Origin of the sequence: Priestia sp. 40 (assembly GCF_049368575.1) — a bacterium.
Taxonomy (GTDB): Bacteria; Bacillota; Bacilli; order Bacillales; family Bacillaceae_H; genus Priestia; species Priestia zanthoxyli.
Map to the genome: position 1 here is coordinate 730,722 of NZ_JBMPZA010000005.1, position 23,729 is coordinate 754,450.

Sequence of the window (23,729 nt, forward strand, 5' to 3'; positions counted from 1 at the left end):
ATAGAGCTTTGTCAAAAGAAAGCTGAAACGTTTGCTTCAGCTTGTGTATTTGTTGTTCTACCATCTACTCCATCAAATCGTTCATTCACTGATCTTTACGTTCTACACATACATAAAATGAGTGTTTCCTAAAGTGCTGCCGCTCATCCCCTTCGCTTCCTGCTTTAGAATTAACCATAAAAAAGCCGCTGGCACAACACCAGCGGCTTTTCCTTATTATTGCACGGCTTTTTCACTCACTTCGTGCAAGGCATTTCTCACCGTACCATATTCGCTTGCGTGAGGACGATCTCCGTCATCTTCGTATCCGTAATCAAACATTCGATTTCGATTTAACGTTAATTTCGTAATGGTTGGACGTAATAAATCAAACAGTTCAAATCGTTTTTTCAAATGTGGAAATGATGTTTGATAATGTAAAATTTCTGCTCGTACACTTTTCCAAAAGTCCGCTTCTTCTACGCCTTCATGCTCTTCTAAAATAGTTGCTAAATAGCGGAAGTGACAAACAAATAATCCTGTTAAAATAAACTGCGTCAGTCCTTCCGGCTCTTCGCTGCGCAGCACTTCTTTTAATTCAAAAGATAGCTGCTGCAGTTCTTCAAACGGCTGATCGCTAATATTCACGTCGTCTACAAAATCCTTCATAATAATTCGAACCGGCTTGTTGTTTTTAAGAACCAGTACCGTATTTTGACCGTGCGGGGAAAATACAGTGCCGTATTGATACAAGTAATGAAGAAGCGGCGGCAACACAGCGCTGGTTAACGCATCAATCCACTGGTTAGGAGTTAAACCCGACTTTTCTATATACGAAGAAACTAAAGCTTTCCCTTTACTGTCAACATGTAAAAGCGCAGCTAGCGTAATCGCATGCTCTCCTTCTTCTAACTCTTGATAGATGCTTTCACGCCACACTACTCCAAGCATCTCTAAATACTGATACGGTGCGTTTTTTATAGAAGCAAACGTCGGCTGAGTTACGTTTAACGTAGCCACTTCACCTAAAAGTCCTACTTTGCACGTATCTTTTAAAAACGCATCGCGATCTCGTATGCCTTTAATGTGCTGAGTTACTTGAGGTGCAATGACCGTCCGCTCACTTGGAAGCCCTCTGTATACAAGGGTATTTAATATACTCATGGGAAGCTTTACATGATATTTATCTCGATTTGTTGTATTCACAAATGTCCGAATCGACTGCTGAGGAAAGTATTGATCTTCACCTTCTCCTAACGGAACAATTAAATCATTTGCAATGTATTCAGCGAATAAAGGAACAATTACGTTCATCCACTGCCATTCATGAACGGGAATATAATAATAGTCCGCTGCTAAAAGGTCTTGGCTTGTTAATTCTTTTTCAAATTCAGCTAGCCTCTCACCGCTTAGCTCCTGCTTCATAACATCATCAAAGCCGAGGGTATCTAATGAATGAAACGAAGCAATTTGCTTCGCTACAGCAATCCATGAAAGCTGAATTTCTTGTTTTTGCTCAGGTGCAAACCGCAGATAATCATCATAGCCAAACCCGATGCGCCCTTTGTTGTATGTAATCCAAGGGTGTCCCGTCATTTCACCTTCTAGCTCCGCATAATCCATATCTGCTAATTCATCAGCTGATTTTCGATTTTGCAAATGCATGTCTGCTATTAATGTATGAAAATATTCTTTTGCTAAGTGACCTGCGGTTGAGCTAGACATTCCTTTGTCTTCAGATAGGCTGATTAACAGCTGCAAGGCCTCCGAAAATGTAGGGGTTGACGTTTTAGATGTCAACTTAATACTTTCTGGCAGTACAGAAAAACTGTCAAACAATCGCTGTTTCGCTTGATATGTATACGTAACGCCCCGGTGATCTTCCCATCGATATGTGGCAAGCGCACCCTGCTTTTGCAGCTGTTTTGGCTCAATAATATTTTCATACATGAATTCCTGCAGCATTTTAGCTAAAAGCTGTCGATTTGCTTTTTCCCATGATTGCTTATTAAATACGGAAAGATTCGTTTCTTTGATTTTCATCCTTCATTCTCCTTTACTTGTCTTAGAATAGGGATTGTTTTATTACGCAGCGGCATTACAAGGCTAGCAGCTAGCAAAGCAGCGGCACCAGCTGCTAAAGGAAGCGCTAAATTTACTTTGCTGATTTCTAGTGCTAAAAGCGGCGCTAGCAGCAGGGCAATATTTTGAACAGCAATAAGCCAGCTGTAATAGTAAGCAGCTCCTTCTTTGCTTTTTTGAAATAAATAGATATCAAGTATAACCATGCTGAGATAAAACCCAGCTCCATATAAAATTCGGCTTATAATAAACATGCTGAGATGATCGGCGTATGCTTGCAAACATAGCAGTAAAGCACTAGCACCCGTTACGCCATAAAAAAGCGGTATAACTTTGCCATTAAATAGCTTTGTAGGTACCGTAAGCTTTAAGACGATTGCCATAATGCTCGGCATCACATACAACAAAGCGCTGCCTTGACTGCTTATGCCATATGTGTCACTTGTAAACAATGTAAAATAAGGGCGAATGACATTGTGTCCAAGGTAAAAAAAGAAAATAGCCAGCAAATAGAAAAAAATAGGCTCGTTTATGCTTTGAATGGATAGTGTTTTCTCTGTTTTTAAAGGTGATGCTTTTCTTGTTATGAGCCATACGGCCAGTACCATATCAGCTAAAGCAAAGTATTGATATACTTTAAGCGGCATTTCCCATGCAATAATCGTACTTCCAAACAAGCTAGCCACAATAATAGCCGTATGAACAATAAATACATAGGTTGTTGCGGCACTTGCCTTTTTCTGTCCATTTTTCATGCCGCCTACTAAATATGGGTACAAAAGATATAAACTGCTTTGAAACACAAGTAATACTAACGAAGTGACTAAAAATCCATAAAAAGTAGAAACTTCGCTCAGAATGACTTTAATTAAGGCTGTCATTAGAAGGGACGCTGCGATTATATGTTGTACTTTCCACTTCTTAAGCAGCATTCCCCATAAAGGAGTCATAACAATGACCACAATCCGGCAGCAAATAATAAAAAAAGACGTCATTGCGACTCCATCTACATGGAAAGCATTTGTAAAATACTGTGGATAAAATGGTGATAACAATACCTCTGACGTCATGGTCATAAACAAACAGATAAAAACAAAGCGCGGAGAAATCATTTCTTAAAATCCAAACTTTTGGAAGACAGTATTTTCATATATTTTGTACACGTTTTTACCTGCAATTTGATTAATCAAAACAGCATTTCGATAAGCGCCTAAACCTAAGTCTGGGGCTCCAACCCCGTGTGTATGAAGCTCTCCGTTTTGAACAAATAGCGGAGCGCCTTTTTTCTTCATCTCAACTTGATAAAGTTCGCTAATTTCCAGCTGTCCTTTTTCATCAAACAGCAAATGTTCTTTTAAACCTTCCATAAAAGCAGGCTCTTTTGCATGATAGCCCGTAGACATAATGACAATTTCACTTTCTTCTTTTTCAAACGAGTCCTCCTCGTATTGGTGAAGAGTAAGAAGATGTGTATCGTTTGTCTTTTCAACGCCTGCAAGTTCCGTAAGCGCCCGCATCGTTAGCGGCACTTCTTTTCCGCCAATCGTTCGCTCATAAATTAAATCATAAATATCACCGATCGTTTCAAAGCTTATTCCTTTGTATAAAAGAGCTTGATTTCGTAAAACGCTCTCTTTTTTCTCTTGGGGCAATCTGTAAAAATAGCGGGTATAATCCGGTGAAAAATGTTCAAGACCAAGCTTTGAATACTCCATCGGATAAAACCCTTTTGAGCGCGTATACCAATTCAGCTTATAGTCAAATTCAGGCTGCTGTTGAAGTAAATCATAGACAATTTCAGCTGCGCTTTGACCAGAGCCAATTACGGTTATACTTTTAGCCTTCAGCGTTTGCTCACGATTCATTTTATAATGAGCGGAGTGATAAAATGTATCGCTTGCCACTGTTTGAAAGTCTCTTGGCATCACGGGCTGCGTACCTACTCCGGTTACAAGATGATAGCTGTAATAGGTATGAAGCTTTCCTTCTTTTTCAACCGTTACTTCATAAAAAGGTTTAGCGTCTTCATGCATTTTCACTTCTATTACTCTGCTGTTAAATTCAAGTCCGCTCAGCCGGCTCGCTACCCAGCGGCAATAATGATTGTATTCATTTCTCGGAATATGGAACTTCTCAAAGAAATAAAACTGATACAAGCGCTCATGCTCATGCAAATAATTTAAGAACGTGTATGGACTTTTCGGATCCACCATCGTGACCACGTCTGCCATGAACGGAACTTGAAGAGTGGTCCCTTCTAAAAGCATTCCTGGATGCCAGTTAAACTCATTTTTTTGTTCAAAACATTTATATGTACAATCTGTTTTATCAATTAAAGCTGCTAATCCTAAATTAAATGGACCAACTCCTACTCCAATTACGTCTAAAATGTCCCGTTGTTCCATTCGCTCCACCTTCTTTCAAATACTTTTCTTTCACATTTCAGCAGTACGCCTGTTTTATCAGGCAGCGACACTTCTTTCATAAATTGAAAGCCGCATTTTTTAAATACTGCAATCATCTTTTCATTTCGTATATCTGGTTCCGCTATTACTTTAGCAGTATCTGCTACCTCGAACTTGTGCTTTAGTAAACTAAGAAGGAGGGGATAAATATAGCCTTTTCCTAAAAAAGCAGGTTCTCCAATTAATAAATGAATCCCTTGATCCCCTTTTTCATAAGGGTAATAGTTACTGATTATGTCACCTTCAACCGTATAAGATTCCCAGTAGCTCATAGGTACACCGTCAATTTCTCCAATTAGCAGTTTTTGATGGGAATCTGCTAGAAATGTTTTTAAATGCTGCTCATACGCCTGTTTTGAAATATTTAAATTCCAATACGGAATAACATGCGGTTCATGCATCCACTTGTACAGCCGTTCATAATCTTTTGCAAAAGAAACAGAGCGAAAGGTGATGCTCTGCTCCTTCTGCTGAATCATAAAGGGATACTGCGTTTGTAATGCTGATTTCATACACGTACACCTGCAAATTCGTACAGAGGATTTTCAACATTCACATAAACAGACTGCGTTTCAAGAGAGCCTACCAGCTCATCCATATCATGAACGCGCGTTAAGAAATTGGCTTTGCAAGGAAGCACTTTCTCCTCTAACATCGATGAAACAAGCCCCGTATGATCTTTTTCTTTGTACATCTCTATTTCTTGTCGCAGAGTCAATAGCAGATCTGACTCTTGAACGAGGCCAGCTGCACCAAAAGCATTAACTAATCCTAAAATATGATTAAAAAATACGTAATAACGAAATCTTTCTTCTGCTACAGCGTCATCACATACCGTATCGCTTTCTCCGTTTAAGGAAGGAAGCAGCTTGCGAAGCTCTTGTTCCTTTGATTTCATAAAGTAATAGCCTTGGTTGTCGCGGTAGTAAAACACCGATGGATATCCGTTTTCATCAAGTTTAATAACGGAATTTTGCTGATGAGCTTCTAACGCAATTCCTTTTTGAGTGTAAAGCCACATCATCGGGTGAAAAGAGACATCTAAATAGCGTTTAAACCAACTCTTGCTTATGTCTTCATTCGTGCTATTTTCACTTGCAGCAATATAACTAATAATATTTTCAATTTGAGAAGCTTCTCCAAACACATGATCTTGACACAAACTTGCTAGGAGTGTTGTACGATCTCCTTGGTTACCTTGAAAAGGGTTGCTTCGAATCATGACTTCAAACCCAAGCTCCTTCTTTCCAAGCGTGATGTAAGCAGGATCTTCAATTACTCGAAAAGCCGGATGCTTTTCTTGAAGCTCCGCCTGCAATCCTTCTTGTAATAAACGACTCACTTCTACACCTCTGCTTAATTCTTTGCGTTTATTCACTCTCAGTGAATTAGTAATTTTTACTGGAATAGAAAATTTGTACATCACATCTGCATCTTCACTGTATACGGTTCGAACAGACGAAGTCGGGTAAAACGGCTGACCGTGTGGCCCTAGATAAGCAAGCCTGCCTTTTTGAATCCATTCACACACTTCTTCTTTTCCTAAAAGATAACGAGCTTGCAGCGGATGCATAGGTATAAGTGAATAATCGTCCGCTTGGCAATACGACTGTATGAATTCTTCAGAAACCTTCTTATCTTTTTTCAACTGCTCTTTAATAAGGTTTGAAGCGGTTTGACTCCCGGCGGACTGTTCTTCAACAAGAGATTTATGTGCTTTAAAATAATGAAGCTGAAATTTGCCGTTCACTTCAGGCCCAAATACCTCTTCTTCTTCAGGTAATATCCCTTGACGGCTTTTAGGTGTTGGATGAAGCTGGTGGCCAATAAGCAGTGACTGCTCAGATTCTAAGAACGTTTTGTCCCATTTATAGCACGCTTCTAACTCTTTCTGTCTTTTTTCAATGAACAATTTCATATTTTCGTAGCTTAATAGCACACGTACAATTAACTCATTCACCTGTAGTAAATGCTCTGTTACTTCTTTTAAAAGAAAGGCTAAAAGAGTGACGACATCTAACTCCTTGAGCTCCTCTTTCTGAATGCGATAATAAAAGACCGGAAAGAACAAGTGACGTCCGGTAGCTGAGCGGTACTTTACTGGAAAGTAAAGAGTTACCGGCTGTTTTTCTAGCCTAAGAACGAGCGTTTCCTCGCTTTTCATTCCTGAAACGGACTGCCATACTCCCTTACCTGTTTCTCGAACATAGCAATTAATAATATTTTGCATCGTAATAAAATTAGCCGATAACTGAGCGTTCACGTAATCGCTCCTCCTTTTTCTCCAACTCTTTTCCTAAAGCCACGACTTCCTCTAACTGAGTGGCAACAGAATCAACTGTAATCATAGGATTTAACATCGTTAGCTTTAAATATGCCTGCTCTTTATGCTTTGTTTTTGCCATGATAAACGTGCCTTTTTCATATAAGTGCTTCTGAATACGCTGATTCAACTTATTTTCATAATGCTGCTGTTTTCGACAATCACCATATAAAGTATCTGGCACATAGCGAAATACAACCGCGTTCAGATAAGGGTCATTTAACACCGCAATATTCCTTTGCTTTCGTAAATGTTCAGCTGTTTGCTTAGCCGTTTCGATCGTATGATCAACCATTTTTCCATACTCATTTGTACCTACTGCATGGAAAGTCAGCCATAGCTTCAAGGCGTCAAATCGTTTGGTCGTTTGAATACTGCGATCTACCAAATGTACATGCTCATCTTCTTCAGGATTTAAATAATCTGCATGAAGCTGAATGTGTTTGAACATAGCTGAATTCTTCAGCAAAAATGCCCCGCAGCTTACCGGCTGATAAAACCACTTATGAAAATCCATCGTAATAGAATCTGCTCGTTCAAGAGCTTTTAAGCGTTCACGATATTTATGTGAAAATAGCAGCGCTCCTCCATAAGCGGCGTCAGCATGAAGCCAAAGCCCTTCTTTTTTAGCTAGCTCACTTATTTGAAAAAGAGGATCTACGCTTCCAAAATCCGTCGTACCTGCCGTTGCTACAACAGCAAAAGGAAGGTTTCCCTGTGCTTTGACTTCCCGTATTGCTTCTTCTAAATTTTCTATATCCATCTCGTGCCTTTCATTGCACTTTACACTCACCACTGCATTCATGCCCAGTCCAAGCTGAGCTGCAGATTGCTGCACCGTAAAATGGGCTTTTTCGGAGCATAAAATCCGCAGTTTTTTAGCTTGGATCGGTAAGCCTTCTTCACTAACATTAATTGAAAAGGCAGCATGACAATATTCATTACGAGCAAGCAGAAGTCCCATATAATTCGACTGAGTCCCTCCGCTTGTAAAAACGCCGGAAGAAGAGCTTGGATAACCAATTTGTTTTGTTAACTCATCAATCACTTGATCTTCTATATACGTAGCTGCCGGACTTTGATCCCACGAGTCCATAGATTGATTCAAAGCAGAAATCATCACTTCCGCAGCAAGGGCCGGTATAATCGGAGGACAATGCAAGTGTGCCATTGCCCCGGGATGCGAAATATGAAGCGAATGATCCATCACTACGGCTTGTACGTCATTAAACAAGTCTTCTAGCGGCTGTTCGTGTTCGCTAAAATAGACCGAGCGATTGACTAAGTTCGATAGTTCGTGAATGTCTATGTGAGTATAAGGGGCTTTTAGTGTATGGTAGTGACGTTTAATCATCTCTGTCATTCCGCCTATCATCGCTTCATAATTCTCGAGGCTTTCTTTGGATGATGATAAAAACCACTTTTCAAACGGTGCCATTCTATTTATTCACCCACTTCTCTTCTGCTGCTTTTACGGCTTCTTCAAATCTCGTTAATATTTCATCCGTTTGTTGTTTTGTTAAAATTAACGGCGGAAGAAAACGAATAACTGCACCATGCCTTCCACCAACTTCTAAAATGACTCCTCTGTCAAAACATTCTTTTTGAATCAGCTTAGCTAGCTCACCGTTTGCAGGATGACTACCGATTTTATTAGCCGGCTTTGTTGCGTCTATGATTTCAACGCCCAGCATCAAACCTCTTCCGCGTACATCGCCAATCGACAATACTTGCTTTTGGATATGTTTTAGCTGGTTTTGAATATAAGCTCCCAACTCGTGAGCATGTGCAGGTAAGTTTTCTTGTTTTATAAATTGCAGAGTAGCTCGTCCTGTAGACATCGCAAGCTGATTTCCTCTAAATGTACCGATATGTGCACCGGCTTCCCATTGATCAAGCCTTTTATCATAAAGCACAACTGATAAAGGAAGGCTTCCTCCAATTGCTTTAGATAGCACTAATACATCCGGTTCGATACCAGCGTGCTCGAATGCATACAGCTTTCCTGTTCGTCCAATTCCAGTTTGAACTTCATCTACAATAAGCGGAATGTTTCGTTCTTTTGTGATTCTGCGAAGCTCTTTTAACCATGGAATCGGCGCTGGAACAGAGCCTCCTTCTCCTTGTACAATTTCTACTACAACACCCGCCGGAGTAACAATTCCGCTTTCAGGATCATCCAGCATATTTTCAATGTATGTACTAATGTAAGTGTGACCTTCAGCGCCTACGCCAAACGGGCAGCGGTATTCATATGGATAAGGTAAAAAATGTGTGTCGGGCACTAGCGCATGAATGTGCTTTTTGGGACTCGTTGTACCGCTAATGCTTAACGTTCCGTGCGTGGAGCCGTGATATCCTCCTTGAAAAGATAAAATCGTTCGGTTGCCTGTTGCTGTTTTTACAAGCTTCAAAGCCGCTTCAATTGCGTCTCCTCCAGTTGGACCGCAAAACTGTATTTTCGCTTTGTTTGCAAATTCTTCTGGTAAACTAGCAAATACTTCATCGATAAAAGCTTCTTTTACAGGCGTTGTTAAATCTAATGTATGTAAAGGAATAGATTTTGTTAAAACGTCTTGTATTGCTTCATGAACTACGGGATGGTTATGACCTAGAGCAAGCGTGCCGGCTCCGGCTAAACAATCAATATACTCTTTTCCATCCATATCCGTGATCACGACGCCCTTTGCTTGCTTAATCGCAATAGGAAGGCGCCTCGGATAAGATCTTGCATTGGATTCTCGTTCATTTTGCATAGCAAGCAGCATTTCGTTTGATGTAAGTTGTTTCGTTGACGTTGACATATCATATCCTCCTGTTTGTTCAATTGATAATGATTTTCATTAACAATTACAACAATAAATGATAATGATTATCACTGTCAATGATTATTCTGAAAATATGAAATTATTCCTATTCCACTCTAGACGATTAAAAATATAGGATTCTCATACGTATCAAGGGTTCAAAAGGGTTTGTGATGTTTTCCAATTAGGGAAAACTATGTCATAAGTCCTTTTTTATTTGCAAATAAAAAAGTGCTACAATTTCTTGTAGCACTTCTGTTACTTTTGCTTATTCATCGTTTCTTTTGCAGCTTTTACACTCCTTGGGTCAAGCGGTTTCGTATATTGACAATTCACTCGAACCCCTGAACCAATACGAATTTCTTTCACGGGAGTAACGGATAAGAACGCTTGAAGATTTTCAGGTTTCAGCCCTTTTGTCCCGATTAAAATAATATCTTTATCTTTCATTCTTCTTAACAGTTTTTTAATATGAGGAATACCGTTTAGTGCACTTTTATCCGCTCCTGAAGTCATAACACGCTGAATTTGCTTATAGCTTAAAAGCGTTTCAAGCGCCTTTTCTTGATCACTGATTTCATCAAATGCTAAGTGGAACGTTACATTCATTTCTCCTGCCGCATCCAGCAGTCGCTTTAAAGCTTGCTCATCGATAATTTTGTCTTCTGTTAAACAGCCAATTTCAATTCCATCAATGCCGATTTCTCTTGCATAGTGAATATCTTCAATCATTGTTTGCAAGTCATCTTCGTCATATTGAAAAGATTGATTATGAGGGCGAATCATCACAAATAGTGGAATATGTATCGTTTCTTTCACTTTTTTCATCAAACCGTAGCTTGGGGTTAAGCCGCCTTCACCAATCCCAGTTACAAGGCTTATACGATCGGCACCATGTTCCTGGGCAACTTTAGCATCATGTAAAGTTGCAGCTGTGACTTCTAATATCATTCTAAAAACACCCTTTCCCCTTTAATATAGAGCCTTTGCCTTCTTTTCCCTGTATTTATACTTAAAAAACTCTACCAAACTCTGTTATGTAAGAAAACACCCAAAAGATGTGATTAATATTTTCAAAAAATTGAATGTCATGGAAAAAGAGTAAGAACTATTCTTTTTCTCATGACGTTTCAATTAATAAAATTCTATATTTATACTAAAGATCCAAAAATACATCCCTTTTATCTAGGGTAAAGGATTTATTAAAAAAAGCGTGGATTTGTTTGTTGCATGAACATCCACTCATTTAAAGAATGAGGCTGCTGATGACCAACGGGTGCTGAGAAATCGCGGCATCCGCAATCATGCATTGGCATTTGACCCATTCCTCCTTGCATTGGCGGCATTCCACCTTGCATCGGCATTTGACCCATTCCTCCTTGCATTGGTGGCATTCCACCTTGCATCGGCATTTGACCCATTCCTCCTTGCATTGGTGGCATTCCACCTTGCATCGGCATTTGACCCATTCCTCCTTGCATTGGCGGCATTCCACCTTGCATCGGCATTTGACCCATTCCTCCGTGCATTGGCGGCATGCCACCCTGCATCGGCATTTGGCCCATTCCTCCTTGCATTGGCGGCATGCCACCCTGCATCGGCATTTGGCACATTCCTTCGTGCATTGGCGGCATTCCACCCTGCATCGGCATTTGACCCATCCCTCCGTGCATTGGCGGCATGCCACCCTGCATCGGCATTTGACCCATCCCTCCATGCATTGGCGGCATTCCACCTTGCATCGGCATTTGATCCATCCCTCCATGCATTGGCGGTAGTTCTCCGTACATTGGCATTTGATTCATGTCTTTTTGCATAGTTGGCATTTGACTCATTCCGCCATGCATCGACGGCATTCCGTCTTTCATCGGCGGCATTTCTCCGTGCATCGGCATTTGACTTGTGCCTTCTTGTATCGGCATTGCCTGCATTTCCTTTGCAGAAGGCATTGGCGGCATTTTAGCAGGTTTAGGTGCTGCTTGCATATATGGATTAGATATCGGTTGTCCGGTTTGTTTCATTCCATACGAATTTCTCATTTTTAAGGGCTCCTTCCCATTCTCTTACTCTGTTTACGTTATTCTTTTTACAATCAATCTGAAATTCGTCCATACGAAAATAGGCTTTCTACACATTCAAAATTGTAGAACGTATAAGAAAAAAGCTATAATCGAGGCAAATTGCAAATAGAAAGGTGGCACATGATGAAGAAAACCATTATCGTATGGATTCGAAAAGATTTTCGGTTAGTAGATAATCCAGCTCTATTTCACGCAGCGAAAGAAGGAATGGTTGTACCTGTTTATATTCATGATGACGATGAAGAAAGCTCAATGGGAAGCGCAAGTAAATGGTGGCTTCACCATGCGCTAAATGACTTCAAAACTTCGATCGAAAAAATAGAAGGAACGCTGATTATAAAAAAAGGAAACCCTAAAGATGTGTTGCAAAAGTTAATCCATGAAACGAATGCGCAAGATATTTATTGGAACAGACGCTATGAACCACATGCGCTAAAAAGAGATAAAGAGCTTCAAGCTTTTTTTTCAGAGCAACAAATAAATATTCGCACATTTGAGGGATTTCTCCTTCATGAACCTTGGAAAATCACAAAAGAAAATGGAGATCCTTATAAAGTATTTACAGCTTACTATAAAGCTTCTCAAAAACATGCCGTATCTTCTACTGTAAAAAAAGTTACTTCCATCCACGCCTTTTCTTCATCGATTGAATCTCTTTCAGTCTCAGATCTGGATTTGCTTCCAAGCATACCGTGGGATGAAACGATTAAGTCTACGTGGGACGCTACGGAACAAGGCGCTATTAATAGCTTCAAAACGTTTTTAAAGAATAAGCTGCTGCATTATGAAAAAGGACGAGATTTTCCTGCTGAAGCATTCAATTCATTCCTTTCTCCTTATTTCGCTTCAGGACAGCTCTCAGCTCGCGTTCTTTATCATTATTTAAGAAATAAAGCAGAAAAAGTAAGCTCTAATGCTTTTGAACATCAAGCTGAAATGTTTATTCGCCAACTTGTATGGAGAGATTTTGCTTATCAGCTGCTTTATCATTTCCCACACACTACAAGTGAACCGCTGAATGAAAAATTCAAGCAATTTCAGTGGGCGGACGGCAATGAAGAGCTTCAAGCTTGGAAAAATGGAAAAACCGGCTATCCCCTTGTCGATGCCGGAATGCGGGAGCTGTGGGAAACAGGGTTTATGCACAATCGAGTTCGAATGGTAGCTGCTTCCTTTTTAGTAAAGCACCTTTTAATTCATTGGAAACACGGAGCAAATTGGTTTTTTGATACCTTAGTAGATGCAGATTTAGCTAACAACACAATGGGCTGGCAGTGGGTTGCAGGCTCGGGAGCAGACGCCGCGCCATATTTTCGTATCTTTAATCCAACTGCTCAATCAGAAAAATTTGATAAAGAAGGAGAATATATTAAAAAGTGGCTTCCAGAGCTTAGAGATCTGCCTTCCTCCTACATTCATAAACCTTGGGAGGCTCCAGCAGACGTATTAGAAAAAGCAAACGTTACGCTTGATAAAACATATCCGACTCCAATTGTCGATCATAAAGCAGCTAGAGAGCGTGCGCTAGAGCATTATCAAGACATCAAATAAGAGGTATTATTCACCTCTTATTTGATGTCTTAATTTTTTAAATGTGTAAAAATTCCCATTTCGCATCTATTTGCAACTAAAAACATGTATTTGAAATCTATTTATAGGGTTTTCAAGCCCAATTCCCCTCTCTATAGCACATTTGATTTTTCATATTTTTTCCTATAATTTGAATATATAATAATGATTATATATGCTTGAGAACTCTCTCACTGCATAGATCTGATTGGAGTGATTCGATGCCCGTTTGTCCTTCTTGTAACTATAAGGAAGATTATAATTTTTGTAGAATGTGCGGCACTCAAGTTCGGCACACCTTCACCAACCAAGAAGATCAGCTTTTTTATCCATTAAAAGATCGAATCATTACGGATGACAATGAATTAAAGCATCAAGCTATTTTATCTCATACCCATGATTTAGTATGTGCTATTACTGAAGATGGCATTTATGAATACGCTTCTCCTTCTTACGCTAAAACATTAGGAGTTTATCCTGATGAACTTATTGGACAACATGTGCTTATCAATGCGTATCCTGAAGACAAGCACCTAATCTCGACTATTTTAGCTAACATGGGCAAAACAAAAGATGCCTCCACATTTGAATACCGAAAGTTTCACGTGAATGGCACCATCGTTTTATTAGAATGTAAAGGCGCTCCAATTATCACAGCTACGGGAGAAATCGAAGGGTTTGTATTTATCTCACGAGACGTAACAGAGAAAAGACAAGCAGAGAAAAAGATCCAGAATTCAGAAAAACTCTCTGTCATTGGTCACCTTGCTGCAAGTATCGCACACGAGGTTAGAAATCCTTTGACAACCATTAAAGGGTTTATACAACTGTTCAGTGAGACACAGCAGCCGAAAAAAACAATGATTTATCGAGATCTTATTCAGCACGAACTCTCACAAATTGAACATATTATCGCAGAATTTATGAGTTTAGCTAAACGAGAGTACGCATATACAGAAAGCCTTGTTATGACAGACTTGCTAGATGAGGTATTAAAGCAATTTGAACCGGTTACCGAAGTCAAAAACATCCACATCATTCGCCATTATCCAAAAGAATATCCCCTGCTCATTAGTGGGCAAAAAACACAGCTAACCCAAGTATTTATTCATATTATACAAAATGCCATTGATTCTATGGAAAGCGGCGGCAAGCTGGCTGTATCGATTGAAAAATCAGCTAGAGAAACGCTATGCATTGTGATAAAAGATAGCGGATGTGGAATTGACTCAAAGCGTATCCCTCATATAGGAGAGCCTTTTTATACAACAAAAGAACGAGGAATAGGCCTGGGACTAACCATTTGCAACAAAATTATTAACGAGCATAATGGTTTTTTCCACGTATCAAGTGAAGAAAATGATGGCACAAGCATTACCATTACCCTGCCTATGAAAACGCCTGAACTTTACGTGGTAGAAGTGTAAAAGAAGCCATCTAATTTACTCAGATGGCTTCTTTCTTTAAAACAGCTGGGTGTACAGCTGATACTTATAAAGCATATAGAAACTTCCTATCACTGCCAGGTAAAAGATGAGAGTCTCTGCTCCACCACCTGTTTCATATGTTAAAGGAGGCTTAAACTTCTTCTTGCTAAGAGGTGAGAAAAAAGGTACCCCTCGTTTAGAAAAGAAATCTCCAAGAATATGAAAAGCGTATCCATAGGCTATTCCTAATGTAAAGTCATTGTCATACATCGTATGTAAATAAAAAATAAGTCCGCTTGCAAGAATAGAATGCGTAATACCTCGGTGTCCAAAAATAGATTTAATTATTTTTGCGAGACCAAGAGATCTTCTACCAATATATGAATTTGGTTCATCAATATCAGGAAGCAGTGCTCCAATCGCGATGCCTACAACATAAGGAAATGTAAACGAAGCGTCTCCTGTTATAGCCACGCCGGCACCGGCAGCAATCGATGTTGCAATATGTGTGTGATATCTCAAATATGCCACCTTCTTTCTTTTTCAACTTAAGGCAAGCACTGTGAACAAAATCACACATACGTTCGCCCAACGTTAACTATAAGTGAAGGTGGTAAAAATGTCAAAATAATCTATGATTACGTAAGCTGCAAACCGACTAACCCGATAAGCATCACAAGAAAACTAATAAGAGTACCCTTTCCATTTTTCTTGGCTCTTCCATCTTTTTTGACAATAGAATAAATCCACGTACTCGAATACACAGCGAATCCAAGAAAACCAAATAACGTGATATATGTAAACATACCGAAACTCCTTTGCTTGTCATTACTATTAACTATACGAGATTTTATAAAAAAAAACAAAGTAGTATGACGGCTTGTTTAATATCTCTTTCTTTTTCTTATACTAGGAAGAGGAGGGATGGCTATGCAACAGAAGCAGTTGGAAGATATATTCGACTTCTATGGGTTAACTGAGGTTTATCGAGGCAAATTTGCAGATGTTGAACACCACTGGTTATTTAAAGACGTGGAGGCAACTATACTTGAAGATTTTTTTAACTCTCACGATTGCGAAGATCTTGAATGCTGTACTCTAGAAGAATTTTGTTTTTTATTCATGAATTTTCAATCAATCCATGCACAAATTCTCCACGTGTACTATTACTAAAAAAGTGATTTCGCAGGAAAGCGAAATCACTTTTTGTTAAAAGCCTAAAGAAATATATTTTACTTCTAAATATTCTTCAATTCCGTAATGTCCGCCTTCACGTCCAAGTCCACTTTCTTTAAAGCCGCCAAACGGCGCTTGTGGGGTAGAAGGTAGTCCATCATTTAGTCCTACAATACCATATTCTAGAGCTTCAGCAATACGAATAGCTTCTGAAATATTTTCAGTGAACACATAAGCTGCTAATCCGTAAGGCGAGTTATTTGCACGGCGAATAACTTCTTCTTCTGTTTGATACGTCGCAATTGGAGCAATTGGTCCAAATGTTTCCTCGTACATACAAAGCATATCGTCCGTTGCACCATCTACAACCGTAGGTTCAACAAACAGTCCGCTTCCCTCTTCGCGTACAGCCCCTCCAGTTAAGACGTTTCCACCTTTTGCTACAACATCATCTAAGTGGCGCTTTACTTTTTCTAAGGCTTTTTCATCGATTAGAGGACCGATATCCGTACCTTCTTCTAAGCCGTTTCCGACTTTTAGCTGACTAACAGCCGCTGCAAACTGCTCTGCGAACGGTTTAGCAATAGACTCGTGCACGTAGATGCGGTTTGTACATACGCATGTTTGACCAGCGTTACGGAATTTAGAAGCAATTGCATTTGTTACTGCTTTATCTAAATCAGCATTTGCTGTTACGATAAACGGAGCGTGTCCGCCTAATTCTAAAGACACTTTTTTAACCGTATCAGCTGCTCCGCGCATTAACAGTTTACCTACTTCTGTAGAGCCCGTAAACGATAGTTTACGTACGCGTCCATCTTGAAGCCACGCTTCTCCAATGGCTTTTGCATCTCCCGTAACTACATTAATTACGCCTTTTGGAATACCCGCTTCTTGTGCCAGCTCTGCTAGTCGAAGAGCCGTTAGTGGCGTTTGTTCTGCAGGTTTAATAACCGCTGTACATCCAGCTGCTAAAGCTGGCGCTACTTTACGCGTAATCATAGCTGCCGGGAAGTTCCAAGGTGTAATAGCTGCCATGACTCCCACAGGCTGCTTATGAGCAAATAATCGTTTATTAGGAGAAGAAGCTGGAATTGTTTCTCCGTAAATGCGTTTTCCTTCTTCTGCGTACCATGAAACGAATCCGTTGGCATAGCCAATTTCACCTTTTGCTTCTTTAAGAGGCTTACCTTGCTCAACTGTCATTATTTCAGCAAGTTCATCGGTGTGTTCTTCGATCAGCTGATGCCATTTAAATAATAATTTACCGCGCTCTTCTGCTGTTTTTTTAGACCATGTTTGAAATGCTTCATAGGCAGCATCTGCTGCTAGCGTCGCTTCTTTTTCTCCACCTTTTGCAACGGTAGCCACTACTTCATTTGTTGCTGGATTTACCACTTCGTATGTATCATTTGCTGAAACAAATTCTCCGTTAATATATAAGTTTGCTTGCTTCATATTTCTTCACTCCCTGCTTAAATTTATCTACTCACTGTTCGGTGCTGTCCGAAACGTACTTTCGAATTTTACGACTCGCTTGTGATTGGCTAATACCAAGCTGTTCTGCTACTTTGTAAGACGACCTATGCTGTTCAAACGCCTTTATGACCATCTCTTTTTCCACATGTTCAATCATTTCAGGAAGCGTATGGACAGGTGGATCGATAGCAAACTCTTTTGCAAAAGGCAAATCTTTAAGCGTAATCATTTCTTCCCCTGTAACAACCAGACGCTCAATGATATTTTCCACTTCACGAACGTTTCCTTTCCATTCTTGTCCTAAAAACGCATCTAACGCCTTTGGTGATAAACGCACATTACGTTCGTATACCGTATTAAAATGATGAAGAAACTGATAGACAAGAGGCAGAATATCTTCTTTTCGCTCTCGTAAAGGTGGAATTGTAATTGGCACCACGTTAAGTCGATAGTACAAATCACGTCTAAACTTTCCTTCTTCGACCATTTGTTCTAGATTTTGATTCGTAGCAGCAATAATTCGCACGTCTATTGATACTGCTCTTGTTGAGCCCACGGGACGAATTGTACGGTCTTGCAGCACGTGGAGCAACTTACTTTGTGCTGAAAGAGAAAGTTCACCAATCTCATCTAGAAAAAGCGTGCCTTCGTTCGAAAGCTCGATGATCCCTTTTTTTCCTTCTCGAAATGCTCCAGTGAACGTACCGCCTTCATAGCCAAATAGCTCTGATTCAATAAGCTGTTCAGGAAGCGCTGCACAATTAAGCTCATGATACGGCTGCTGTTTTCTTGTACTAAGCTGGTGAAGCAGTTTTGCTACTCTGCTTTTTCCTACCCCTGTTTCTCCAAGTAAAAGAACGGTTGTATTTACAGAAGCAACTCGTTGAATGGTTGAAAAAACCTTTTTCATCGCTTCGCTTTTTGTCACAATGCCTTCTAAATCGACGGCTTCGTTTAACTCTTTTTTATAGTTTTCAAGCTGTTCTTCCATCTCTTCTACTTTTCGTTTTAATTCCATTAAGTCTGTGAGATCTCGAGAATAGCTAATAACGCTTTTTAAATGACCGTCGTTTGTAAATACCGGCCTTGTCCGTACATGAAGATACCGGCCGGAGTTTGTTTTTTGAACCAATTCAATTGCTTGATTAGATTCAATCACTTTTAACGTGGCCGAAGGATAAAAAATACCCATTTCCTGCAGTTCTTTTACGTGCTTTCCAATAAAATCTTCCACTTTCAAAGCATAATTTTTTTCACACTCTGAATTTACAACTAACACATATCCATTCGCATCAGTTACAAAGATTTCATCAAATGATGACTCAAATATATCGTAAAGTTCGTCGTTAATTTGCTGAATATGCTTTTTATGAATGGTCATTTGAATCACCTTTTCGTCAAAAAATAATTATTATTTTATTTTATCAGAAAATGAAAAATCTATAAATAGAGTGTCCAAACATACCCATTCTTTGTGACTCATGAAGAATGAGGTTGAGACATAACTAAACCCGTCCCATCTAAAGACGAACAAACGGGATAAAGGAGCTCATGTGAATCGCTTGTGACGCCGCTTTTGATTTTCGTGCAAGCCTTCGCTTTCCGCGGGCGGCCGGTGAGCCTCCTCGTCGCTTGCGCTCCTGCGGGGTCTCACCTGTTCCTCTTTTCCCGCAGGAGTCTTCGGCTTGTCCTCCAATCACCAGCTAGAAAGAGCCACATACATGAAACCTACGTTCACCATCACCATGAAAAGTCCGAACGAATTGGATTCTTTATCAAAAATCTCGTTTCATCGTTCGGATCTTTTTTCAACTAAAATATGTTTGTCTCAACCTCATGTCTCAATCTCACTTATACTTCAACAGTTTGCTGTACGCTTGCTTCTAGCGCTGCTTCAAAAATAGCTAAGCCTTCTTCTAGCTGCTCATCCGTAATAACAATTGGCATTAAGATACGAAGAACGTTTCCAAATACTCCTGCGCTAAGCAGTAATAATCCACGCTTGTTTGCTTCTTTTACGATACGCTGTGTAAGCTCCTTGTCCGCTTCTTTTGTTTCACGATCTTTTACAAGCTCGATAGCAGACATAGCACCTAATCCGCGAATATCACCGATACAGTCATATTTTTCTGCTAGTTTTTCAAATCGTGATGTTACTACTTTTCCAAGGTACTCACCGCGTTCGTTTAGCTTTTCTTCTTCAATGATATCAAGTACAGCTAAAGCTGCTTCACATCCAAGAGGACTTCCGCAGTACGTTCCGCCAAGTTCACCAGGATTAGATTCATCCATGATTTCAGCACGACCAATGACACCGCTGATCGGTACGCCAGCTCCTAGTGATTTTGATACAGTAATTAAATCAGGCTCAACGTCAAAATGTTCAATACCGAAGTAGCGGCCCGTACGTGCAAATCCTGCTTGAATTTCATCTGATACAAATAAAATTCCGTGCTCTTTACATAATTGATACACTTCTTGCACAAAACGTTTACCTGGAACGATGAAGCCACCTTCACCTTGAATCGGCTCCATTACAACAGCTGCAATCGTCTCTGGTGCTACTTCTGTATTTAAGAAGTTTTTGAATTCTGTAATCATGAAATCTTCGTATGCTTCAACTGATAAACCTTGTGGACGGCGATACTCATAAGGATATGGAGCTTTGTATACTTCAGGAGCAAACGGTCCAAATTCATATTTATATGGTTTTACTTTACTTGTCATTGTCATTGTCATTAATGTACGACCATGGAAACCGCGGTTAAAGGAAATAATTCCTTGACGCTTTGTATATTTACGAGCAATTTTCACTGCGTTTTCTACAGCTTCTGCTCCGCTATTTAAAAGTAATACTTTCTTGTCAAATTCACCAGGTGCAATTGCTGCTAATCTTTCTGCAAGCTCTACATATGACTCATACATCATTACGTTAAATCCTGTGTGAATAAAACGGTCTACTTGTTTGTGAAGCGCTTCTTTTACTTTTGGATGACTGTGTCCTACATTGATTGTGCCAATTGCGCCTACGAAATCAATAAACGTATTGCCATCGACATCTTTAACGATCGCCCCTTCAGCCGTATCAGCAAATGTCGGAATGCCATAACTTACACCTTTCGGAATGGCACGGTGTCTTCTATCTAATAATTGCTTTGCATTTTCTCCCGGTAAATTTGTTGCTACTTTGCTAAAAGTTTGACTCATTTTTTATCTTCCTCTCATATTAAATAATTCTTCAATTAGTTTATATGCAAAAAACGTGCCAACTTTTAAAAAGCTGAAAAATAAGGATTTTTAGATAATTCTAACAATAATTCACTCATAAGTAAGTCTATAAAAACTTACTTATGAGTCAAAAAGGACTCATCTCTCGCATAAAGTACAGGAATTTTATATTGCCATAAAAGGAACAAGGCTTTTATAATAAATGTATAAATATAGTAATGTTATGATTGACCTCTTTATAAAGGAGTGAAAAATATGCTAGAGGGCTGGTTTTTATGGGTTATTTTATTTTGGGTGGTCTTTTTAATGAGCATGTTTGCTATCGGCGGATTTTTTATGTTCAGGAAATTTTTAAAGCGCTTACCAAAAGAAGACGGCATGTCTGAGCTTGATTGGCAAGATCACTATCTTTCCAAAACCGTCCACCTTTGGTCAGCAGATCAAAAGCAGCTATTAAACGTTCTTGTTGAACCCGTACCTGAACTATTTCGCGATGTAGCCAAACAAAAAATCGCGGGGAAAATTGGGGAACTCGCAATTGAGGAACAAGCAGCCTCTATAACGGAAGACTTAATCGTACGTGGATACATTTTAGCTACACCTAAACGTGATCATAAATTTTTATTAAAAACATTAAAAAAGCAAAAAATAGATGCCGTCCCCTATCAGCATTTATTTTAAATCAAAAAAGGTGGCTGCGTAGCCACCTTTTTTAGTTTAATATCGTTGTATTAGCGAGTCGGTCATTATGCAGCTTTCGTTCGAGCTTTTTGTACGATGTGTACATCGCAATGCGCCAAGGTACAATCATACCAAATGCTAAAATCCAGAACATACCGCCAAGCTGGCCAACATCAATTGAAGAACTTAAATATATTTTCATTGCAATTCGAATAATAAGCAAACCAATAATAATGAATGCAAAAGCTTTTGAACGCTTCAAGTAAATATGATCGTCACGAATTTCAAATTTAGACGTTTTAATTAACAGGATTGAGAAAATCATGCCTGCTATTAACGCCTCAAGCAGTTCTGCACCCGTTACTCGAAACATTGGAAAAATAAACATTAACGCTCCCGTACTCATAAAAAAAGGCGGAAGTATAATTTTTTTTGCATTCGTTGGTTTATCAGCAGCTTTCATTCGAACAACTAATATGAAAGAAGCCATAAAAATTGCGACAAGTGTTGAAGCAATAACCAATGAAATCCTTCCTTTACTATAGTTTAGTGTTTACTTATATTATAATCCAAAAAACATCAGAAGTAAAAGTGCAACAAAAAAACAGAAGAGGATCTCTTCTGTTTTTATTTAGTAGAGGTGATATCTGCTTTTGCTTTTTGCTTTTGTTTTTGCTTTTTCATTGCTTTTAGTAAGAACCCACCTTTAAATTTACGCGGCTCGTATGAAATAATGAAAGCACGAGGCTCATATTCTTCAATGAATGCTAATAGCTCTTCTTCTCTACTTCTTTTTGTTAAAATGTCTAATCTATAGCGTGCACTGTCTCTTCCTTCTCCTTGGTAAACAGTAACACCAAAACCTTCCTGCCGAAGGCGGTTAATCAACTCTTCATTTTTGGTCATAAGGTTAACTAAGAATGTTGTATATCCGATAGCAAGCCTAGATTCGATATAACTTCCGAGGATAATTCCCACTCCAAACCCAACTGCATATACAACCATAGCAAGCGTGCTTTGATCTCCTGAAAATACAAGGGATAAGCCGAATACATAAATTAACGCTTCAACAAATCCAAAAACCGAGGCATACATACTCATACCTTTGACTAAAAAAATTGTGCGCAGCGTCAAGATCGGTACATAGATCAGTTGCAAAAGCAAGATTAACAAAATATCTTTCAATTTATACACCTCTTTTTAACAATTAAAAATATGACGATTTCATTGTATCACTCCGTATTTATAGAAGATATAGTAAAAATAAATTTTTTCTATATATTTTTCCACAGCATATTCTTGTATATTTCCTAAAAGCGAAAGTAACTATTTTGCCTTTTGAAAAATAAAAAGAATCTGCCAATTCTCAGATTCTTTTTTGTATCATTTTCCCTTTTTAAAAGCCCGTAAACCCTCCAAATACGCTCGTTGTATAAATAATAATTTTTGTCATCCAGTCAAAATACAAAATAAATCCCATGCCAATCATTGCATATCCGCCAACTTTCATCATGGAATTCATATGTTTTTTTAACCAGTTCATTTTCCCAATAAAAAACGTCATAATAAAAAATGGAATAGAAAATCCAAGTGAATAAGCTATCATATACAAAAGGCCAGAGCCTGGGTTTGTCGCTGCAAGCGCCATAACCGATACTAAAATAGGGCCCGTGCAAGGAGTCCAGCCCGCAGCAAAAGCCATGCCTATGAAAGAAGAACCTAAGAGACCAGCCGGCTTATTTGCGAATCTAAGCTTATGTTCTTGCATAAGAATTCGAGGCTTAAAAATCCCTAGTACAACTAGACCAAAGAAAATAATAAGAATAGCGCCAATCTGCCGAATTAAATCCTTATAGTTAAAAAACCACTGACCAATAAAGGACGTTGCAAAACCAATCATAATAAAAATGACAGAAAACCCAAGCAAAAAGAAAGCTGTGTGAATAAAAGCTTTTCGCTGATGTGACTTTGCGCCTTCCTTTAGCTCGCTAACTGATACTCCCGTTATGTACGATAAAAAAGCTGGGTACAAGGGCAAACAGCAAGGTGAAATAAACGATAAAAAACCTGCGCCAAATGCCAAAAACAAATTTAAATCTCCCACATTTCCCACTTCCCTTTTTTGTTCTTTTTGTTCTTTTTCGTTACCATTTTGTAACCAAATTGTCTTATCTCACTTCTTTCAAATAGTACCATTATCTTGTATAATTAGGTAAACGACTTGTTAGAAGGGATACATAGCATTGGCCAAAAAAGATATTCTATTAGCGATTGAAAAGAAACGAGAAGAACTCATCCGCATAGTCCGAGTAAGTGGATTAAACTCTCCACCTGCTATTAAACATAGTCAAGAATTAGATCATTTATTAAACGTTTACAATGAATTCCCTGCTCAAACGACAGAAACAACCTCTCCATGAAGGTTGTTTCTT

Annotated in this window: 23 protein-coding genes; 5 read left to right on the forward strand and 18 right to left on the reverse strand. The window is 39.1% G+C overall.

Annotated elements, in window-relative coordinates:
• Positions 1-216: 216 nt before the first annotated feature.
• The 9 genes from ACO1DI_RS04915 to ACO1DI_RS04955 form a co-directional block, all read right to left on the reverse strand.
• Complete coding sequence (locus ACO1DI_RS04915; protein ID WP_423145139.1) at positions 217-2,022, reverse strand: IucA/IucC family protein; 1,806 nt, start codon at positions 2,020-2,022, stop codon at positions 217-219.
• Entirely contained in the window at positions 2,019-3,173 is a 1,155-nt protein-coding gene (locus ACO1DI_RS04920) for an MFS transporter (protein ID WP_423145140.1), read from the reverse strand. Before ACO1DI_RS04920 ends, ACO1DI_RS04915 begins: the two co-directional genes overlap by 4 nt.
• A 3-nt stretch (positions 3,174-3,176) precedes the next feature.
• Positions 3,177-4,466 (reverse strand): lysine N(6)-hydroxylase/L-ornithine N(5)-oxygenase family protein, encoded by a 1,290-nt coding sequence (locus ACO1DI_RS04925; protein WP_042991942.1) that lies wholly within the window; start codon positions 4,464-4,466, stop codon positions 3,177-3,179.
• On the reverse strand, positions 4,445-5,038 hold the full coding sequence (locus ACO1DI_RS04930; RefSeq protein ID WP_042991941.1) for a GNAT family N-acetyltransferase: 594 nt from the start codon (positions 5,036-5,038) through the stop codon (positions 4,445-4,447). Before ACO1DI_RS04930 ends, ACO1DI_RS04925 begins: the two co-directional genes overlap by 22 nt.
• The gene (locus ACO1DI_RS04935) at positions 5,035-6,789 is read right to left on the reverse strand and encodes an IucA/IucC family protein (RefSeq protein WP_042991940.1); all 1,755 of its coding nucleotides are present in this window, start codon (positions 6,787-6,789) and stop codon (positions 5,035-5,037) included. The genes ACO1DI_RS04930 and ACO1DI_RS04935 overlap by 4 nt, the downstream gene beginning before the upstream one ends.
• Positions 6,767-8,287, reverse strand: coding sequence for a pyridoxal phosphate-dependent decarboxylase family protein (locus tag ACO1DI_RS04940; RefSeq protein ID WP_042991938.1), 1,521 nt, complete (start codon positions 8,285-8,287; stop codon positions 6,767-6,769). Before ACO1DI_RS04940 ends, ACO1DI_RS04935 begins: the two co-directional genes overlap by 23 nt.
• Before the next feature lies 1 nt (position 8,288).
• A complete protein-coding gene (locus ACO1DI_RS04945) occupies positions 8,289-9,653 on the reverse strand; it encodes an aspartate aminotransferase family protein (RefSeq protein WP_115654801.1) in 1,365 nt (454 codons plus the stop codon).
• Between the two features lie 261 nt (positions 9,654-9,914).
• Positions 9,915-10,607: a copper homeostasis protein CutC gene (locus tag ACO1DI_RS04950; protein WP_182421340.1), complete on the reverse strand. Its 693-nt coding sequence runs from the start codon at positions 10,605-10,607 to the stop codon at positions 9,915-9,917.
• A 251-nt stretch (positions 10,608-10,858) separates the two neighbouring features.
• Positions 10,859-11,695: a hypothetical protein gene (locus tag ACO1DI_RS04955; protein WP_423145141.1), complete on the reverse strand. Its 837-nt coding sequence runs from the start codon at positions 11,693-11,695 to the stop codon at positions 10,859-10,861.
• A gap of 165 nt (positions 11,696-11,860) precedes the next feature.
• On the opposite strand from ACO1DI_RS04955, the gene ACO1DI_RS04960 reads away from it, so the two are divergent.
• Positions 11,861-13,288 carry a cryptochrome/photolyase family protein gene (locus tag ACO1DI_RS04960; RefSeq protein WP_182420390.1) on the forward strand — a complete coding sequence of 476 codons (1,428 nt, stop codon included), beginning with the start codon at positions 11,861-11,863 and terminating at the stop codon, positions 13,286-13,288.
• A gap of 290 nt (positions 13,289-13,578) precedes the next feature.
• A complete protein-coding gene (locus ACO1DI_RS04965) occupies positions 13,579-14,733 on the forward strand; it encodes an ATP-binding protein (protein ID WP_423145142.1) in 1,155 nt (384 codons plus the stop codon).
• Between the two features lie 36 nt (positions 14,734-14,769).
• Here the strand turns inward: ACO1DI_RS04965 and ACO1DI_RS04970 are convergent, their stop codons facing one another.
• Both ACO1DI_RS04970 and ACO1DI_RS04975 read right to left on the reverse strand, forming a co-directional pair.
• Entirely contained in the window at positions 14,770-15,255 is a 486-nt protein-coding gene (locus ACO1DI_RS04970) for a metal-dependent hydrolase (protein ID WP_014458528.1), read from the reverse strand.
• A 116-nt stretch (positions 15,256-15,371) separates the two neighbouring features.
• The gene (locus tag ACO1DI_RS04975) at positions 15,372-15,539 is read right to left on the reverse strand and encodes a hypothetical protein (protein WP_014458527.1); all 168 of its coding nucleotides are present in this window, start codon (positions 15,537-15,539) and stop codon (positions 15,372-15,374) included.
• 124 nt (positions 15,540-15,663) lie between these two features.
• Between ACO1DI_RS04975 and ACO1DI_RS04980 the strand changes: the two genes are divergently transcribed.
• Positions 15,664-15,906, forward strand: coding sequence for a hypothetical protein (locus ACO1DI_RS04980; protein WP_243556059.1), 243 nt, complete (start codon positions 15,664-15,666; stop codon positions 15,904-15,906).
• Positions 15,907-15,942: 36 nt separating this feature from the next.
• Here ACO1DI_RS04980 and ACO1DI_RS04985 read toward each other — a convergent pair whose 3' ends face one another.
• From ACO1DI_RS04985 to gabT, 4 genes are all read right to left on the reverse strand, one after another.
• Positions 15,943-17,367, reverse strand: coding sequence for an NAD-dependent succinate-semialdehyde dehydrogenase (locus tag ACO1DI_RS04985; protein ID WP_115654806.1), 1,425 nt, complete (start codon positions 17,365-17,367; stop codon positions 15,943-15,945).
• A gap of 31 nt (positions 17,368-17,398) precedes the next feature.
• On the reverse strand, positions 17,399-18,769 hold the full coding sequence (locus ACO1DI_RS04990; protein WP_028410876.1) for a sigma-54 interaction domain-containing protein: 1,371 nt from the start codon (positions 18,767-18,769) through the stop codon (positions 17,399-17,401).
• 139 nt (positions 18,770-18,908) lie between these two features.
• Complete coding sequence (locus tag ACO1DI_RS04995; RefSeq protein WP_423145143.1) at positions 18,909-19,088, reverse strand: hypothetical protein; 180 nt, start codon at positions 19,086-19,088, stop codon at positions 18,909-18,911.
• 151 nt (positions 19,089-19,239) lie between these two features.
• Positions 19,240-20,595, reverse strand: coding sequence for a 4-aminobutyrate--2-oxoglutarate transaminase (gene gabT, locus ACO1DI_RS05000; RefSeq protein WP_014458523.1), 1,356 nt, complete (start codon positions 20,593-20,595; stop codon positions 19,240-19,242).
• 276 nt (positions 20,596-20,871) lie between these two features.
• On the opposite strand from gabT, the gene ACO1DI_RS05005 reads away from it, so the two are divergent.
• Positions 20,872-21,297, forward strand: a complete 426-nt coding sequence (locus ACO1DI_RS05005) for a DUF2621 domain-containing protein (RefSeq protein ID WP_013058765.1) — start codon at positions 20,872-20,874, stop codon at positions 21,295-21,297.
• A 31-nt stretch (positions 21,298-21,328) separates the two neighbouring features.
• On the opposite strand, the gene ACO1DI_RS05010 is transcribed toward ACO1DI_RS05005, so the two are convergent.
• From ACO1DI_RS05010 to ACO1DI_RS05020, 3 genes are all read right to left on the reverse strand, one after another.
• The gene (locus ACO1DI_RS05010) at positions 21,329-21,820 is read right to left on the reverse strand and encodes a CcdC family protein (RefSeq protein ID WP_013058766.1); all 492 of its coding nucleotides are present in this window, start codon (positions 21,818-21,820) and stop codon (positions 21,329-21,331) included.
• Positions 21,821-21,924: 104 nt separating this feature from the next.
• On the reverse strand, positions 21,925-22,482 hold the full coding sequence (locus tag ACO1DI_RS05015) for a DUF2179 domain-containing protein (protein ID WP_013058767.1): 558 nt from the start codon (positions 22,480-22,482) through the stop codon (positions 21,925-21,927).
• Positions 22,483-22,693: 211 nt separating this feature from the next.
• Complete coding sequence (locus ACO1DI_RS05020) at positions 22,694-23,401, reverse strand: cytochrome c biogenesis CcdA family protein (RefSeq protein ID WP_028410875.1); 708 nt, start codon at positions 23,399-23,401, stop codon at positions 22,694-22,696.
• A 139-nt stretch (positions 23,402-23,540) separates the two neighbouring features.
• Here ACO1DI_RS05020 and ACO1DI_RS05025 point away from each other — a divergent pair, with 139 nt between their 5' ends.
• Positions 23,541-23,717 (forward strand): aspartyl-phosphate phosphatase Spo0E family protein, encoded by a 177-nt coding sequence (locus tag ACO1DI_RS05025; protein WP_014458520.1) that lies wholly within the window; start codon positions 23,541-23,543, stop codon positions 23,715-23,717.
• Positions 23,718-23,729 lie beyond the last annotated feature (12 nt).

Coding starts and splice junctions, on each gene's coding strand:
- ACO1DI_RS04940 (WP_042991938.1), bottom strand. CDS start 8,287: ATGGCACCGTTTGAAAAGTGGTTTTTATCATCATCCAAAGAAAGCCTC.
- ACO1DI_RS04945 (WP_115654801.1), bottom strand. CDS start 9,653: ATGTCAACGTCAACGAAACAACTTACATCAAACGAAATGCTGCTTGCT.
- ACO1DI_RS04975 (WP_014458527.1), bottom strand. CDS start 15,539: ATGTTTACATATATCACGTTATTTGGTTTTCTTGGATTCGCTGTGTAT.
- ACO1DI_RS04915 (WP_423145139.1), bottom strand. CDS start 2,022: ATGAAAATCAAAGAAACGAATCTTTCCGTATTTAATAAGCAATCATGG.
- ACO1DI_RS04950 (WP_182421340.1), bottom strand. CDS start 10,607: ATGATATTAGAAGTCACAGCTGCAACTTTACATGATGCTAAAGTTGCC.
- ACO1DI_RS04955 (WP_423145141.1), bottom strand. CDS start 11,695: ATGAGAAATTCGTATGGAATGAAACAAACCGGACAACCGATATCTAAT.
- ACO1DI_RS05005 (WP_013058765.1), top strand. CDS start 20,872: ATGCTAGAGGGCTGGTTTTTATGGGTTATTTTATTTTGGGTGGTCTTT.
- gabT (WP_014458523.1), bottom strand. CDS start 20,595: ATGAGTCAAACTTTTAGCAAAGTAGCAACAAATTTACCGGGAGAAAAT.
- ACO1DI_RS04985 (WP_115654806.1), bottom strand. CDS start 17,367: ATGAAGCAAGCAAACTTATATATTAACGGAGAATTTGTTTCAGCAAAT.
- ACO1DI_RS04965 (WP_423145142.1), top strand. CDS start 13,579: ATGTGCGGCACTCAAGTTCGGCACACCTTCACCAACCAAGAAGATCAG.
- ACO1DI_RS04990 (WP_028410876.1), bottom strand. CDS start 18,769: ATGACCATTCATAAAAAGCATATTCAGCAAATTAACGACGAACTTTAC.
- ACO1DI_RS04930 (WP_042991941.1), bottom strand. CDS start 5,038: ATGAAATCAGCATTACAAACGCAGTATCCCTTTATGATTCAGCAGAAG.
- ACO1DI_RS04980 (WP_243556059.1), top strand. CDS start 15,664: ATGCAACAGAAGCAGTTGGAAGATATATTCGACTTCTATGGGTTAACT.
- ACO1DI_RS04960 (WP_182420390.1), top strand. CDS start 11,861: ATGAAGAAAACCATTATCGTATGGATTCGAAAAGATTTTCGGTTAGTA.
- ACO1DI_RS04925 (WP_042991942.1), bottom strand. CDS start 4,466: ATGGAACAACGGGACATTTTAGACGTAATTGGAGTAGGAGTTGGTCCA.
- ACO1DI_RS04920 (WP_423145140.1), bottom strand. CDS start 3,173: ATGATTTCTCCGCGCTTTGTTTTTATCTGTTTGTTTATGACCATGACG.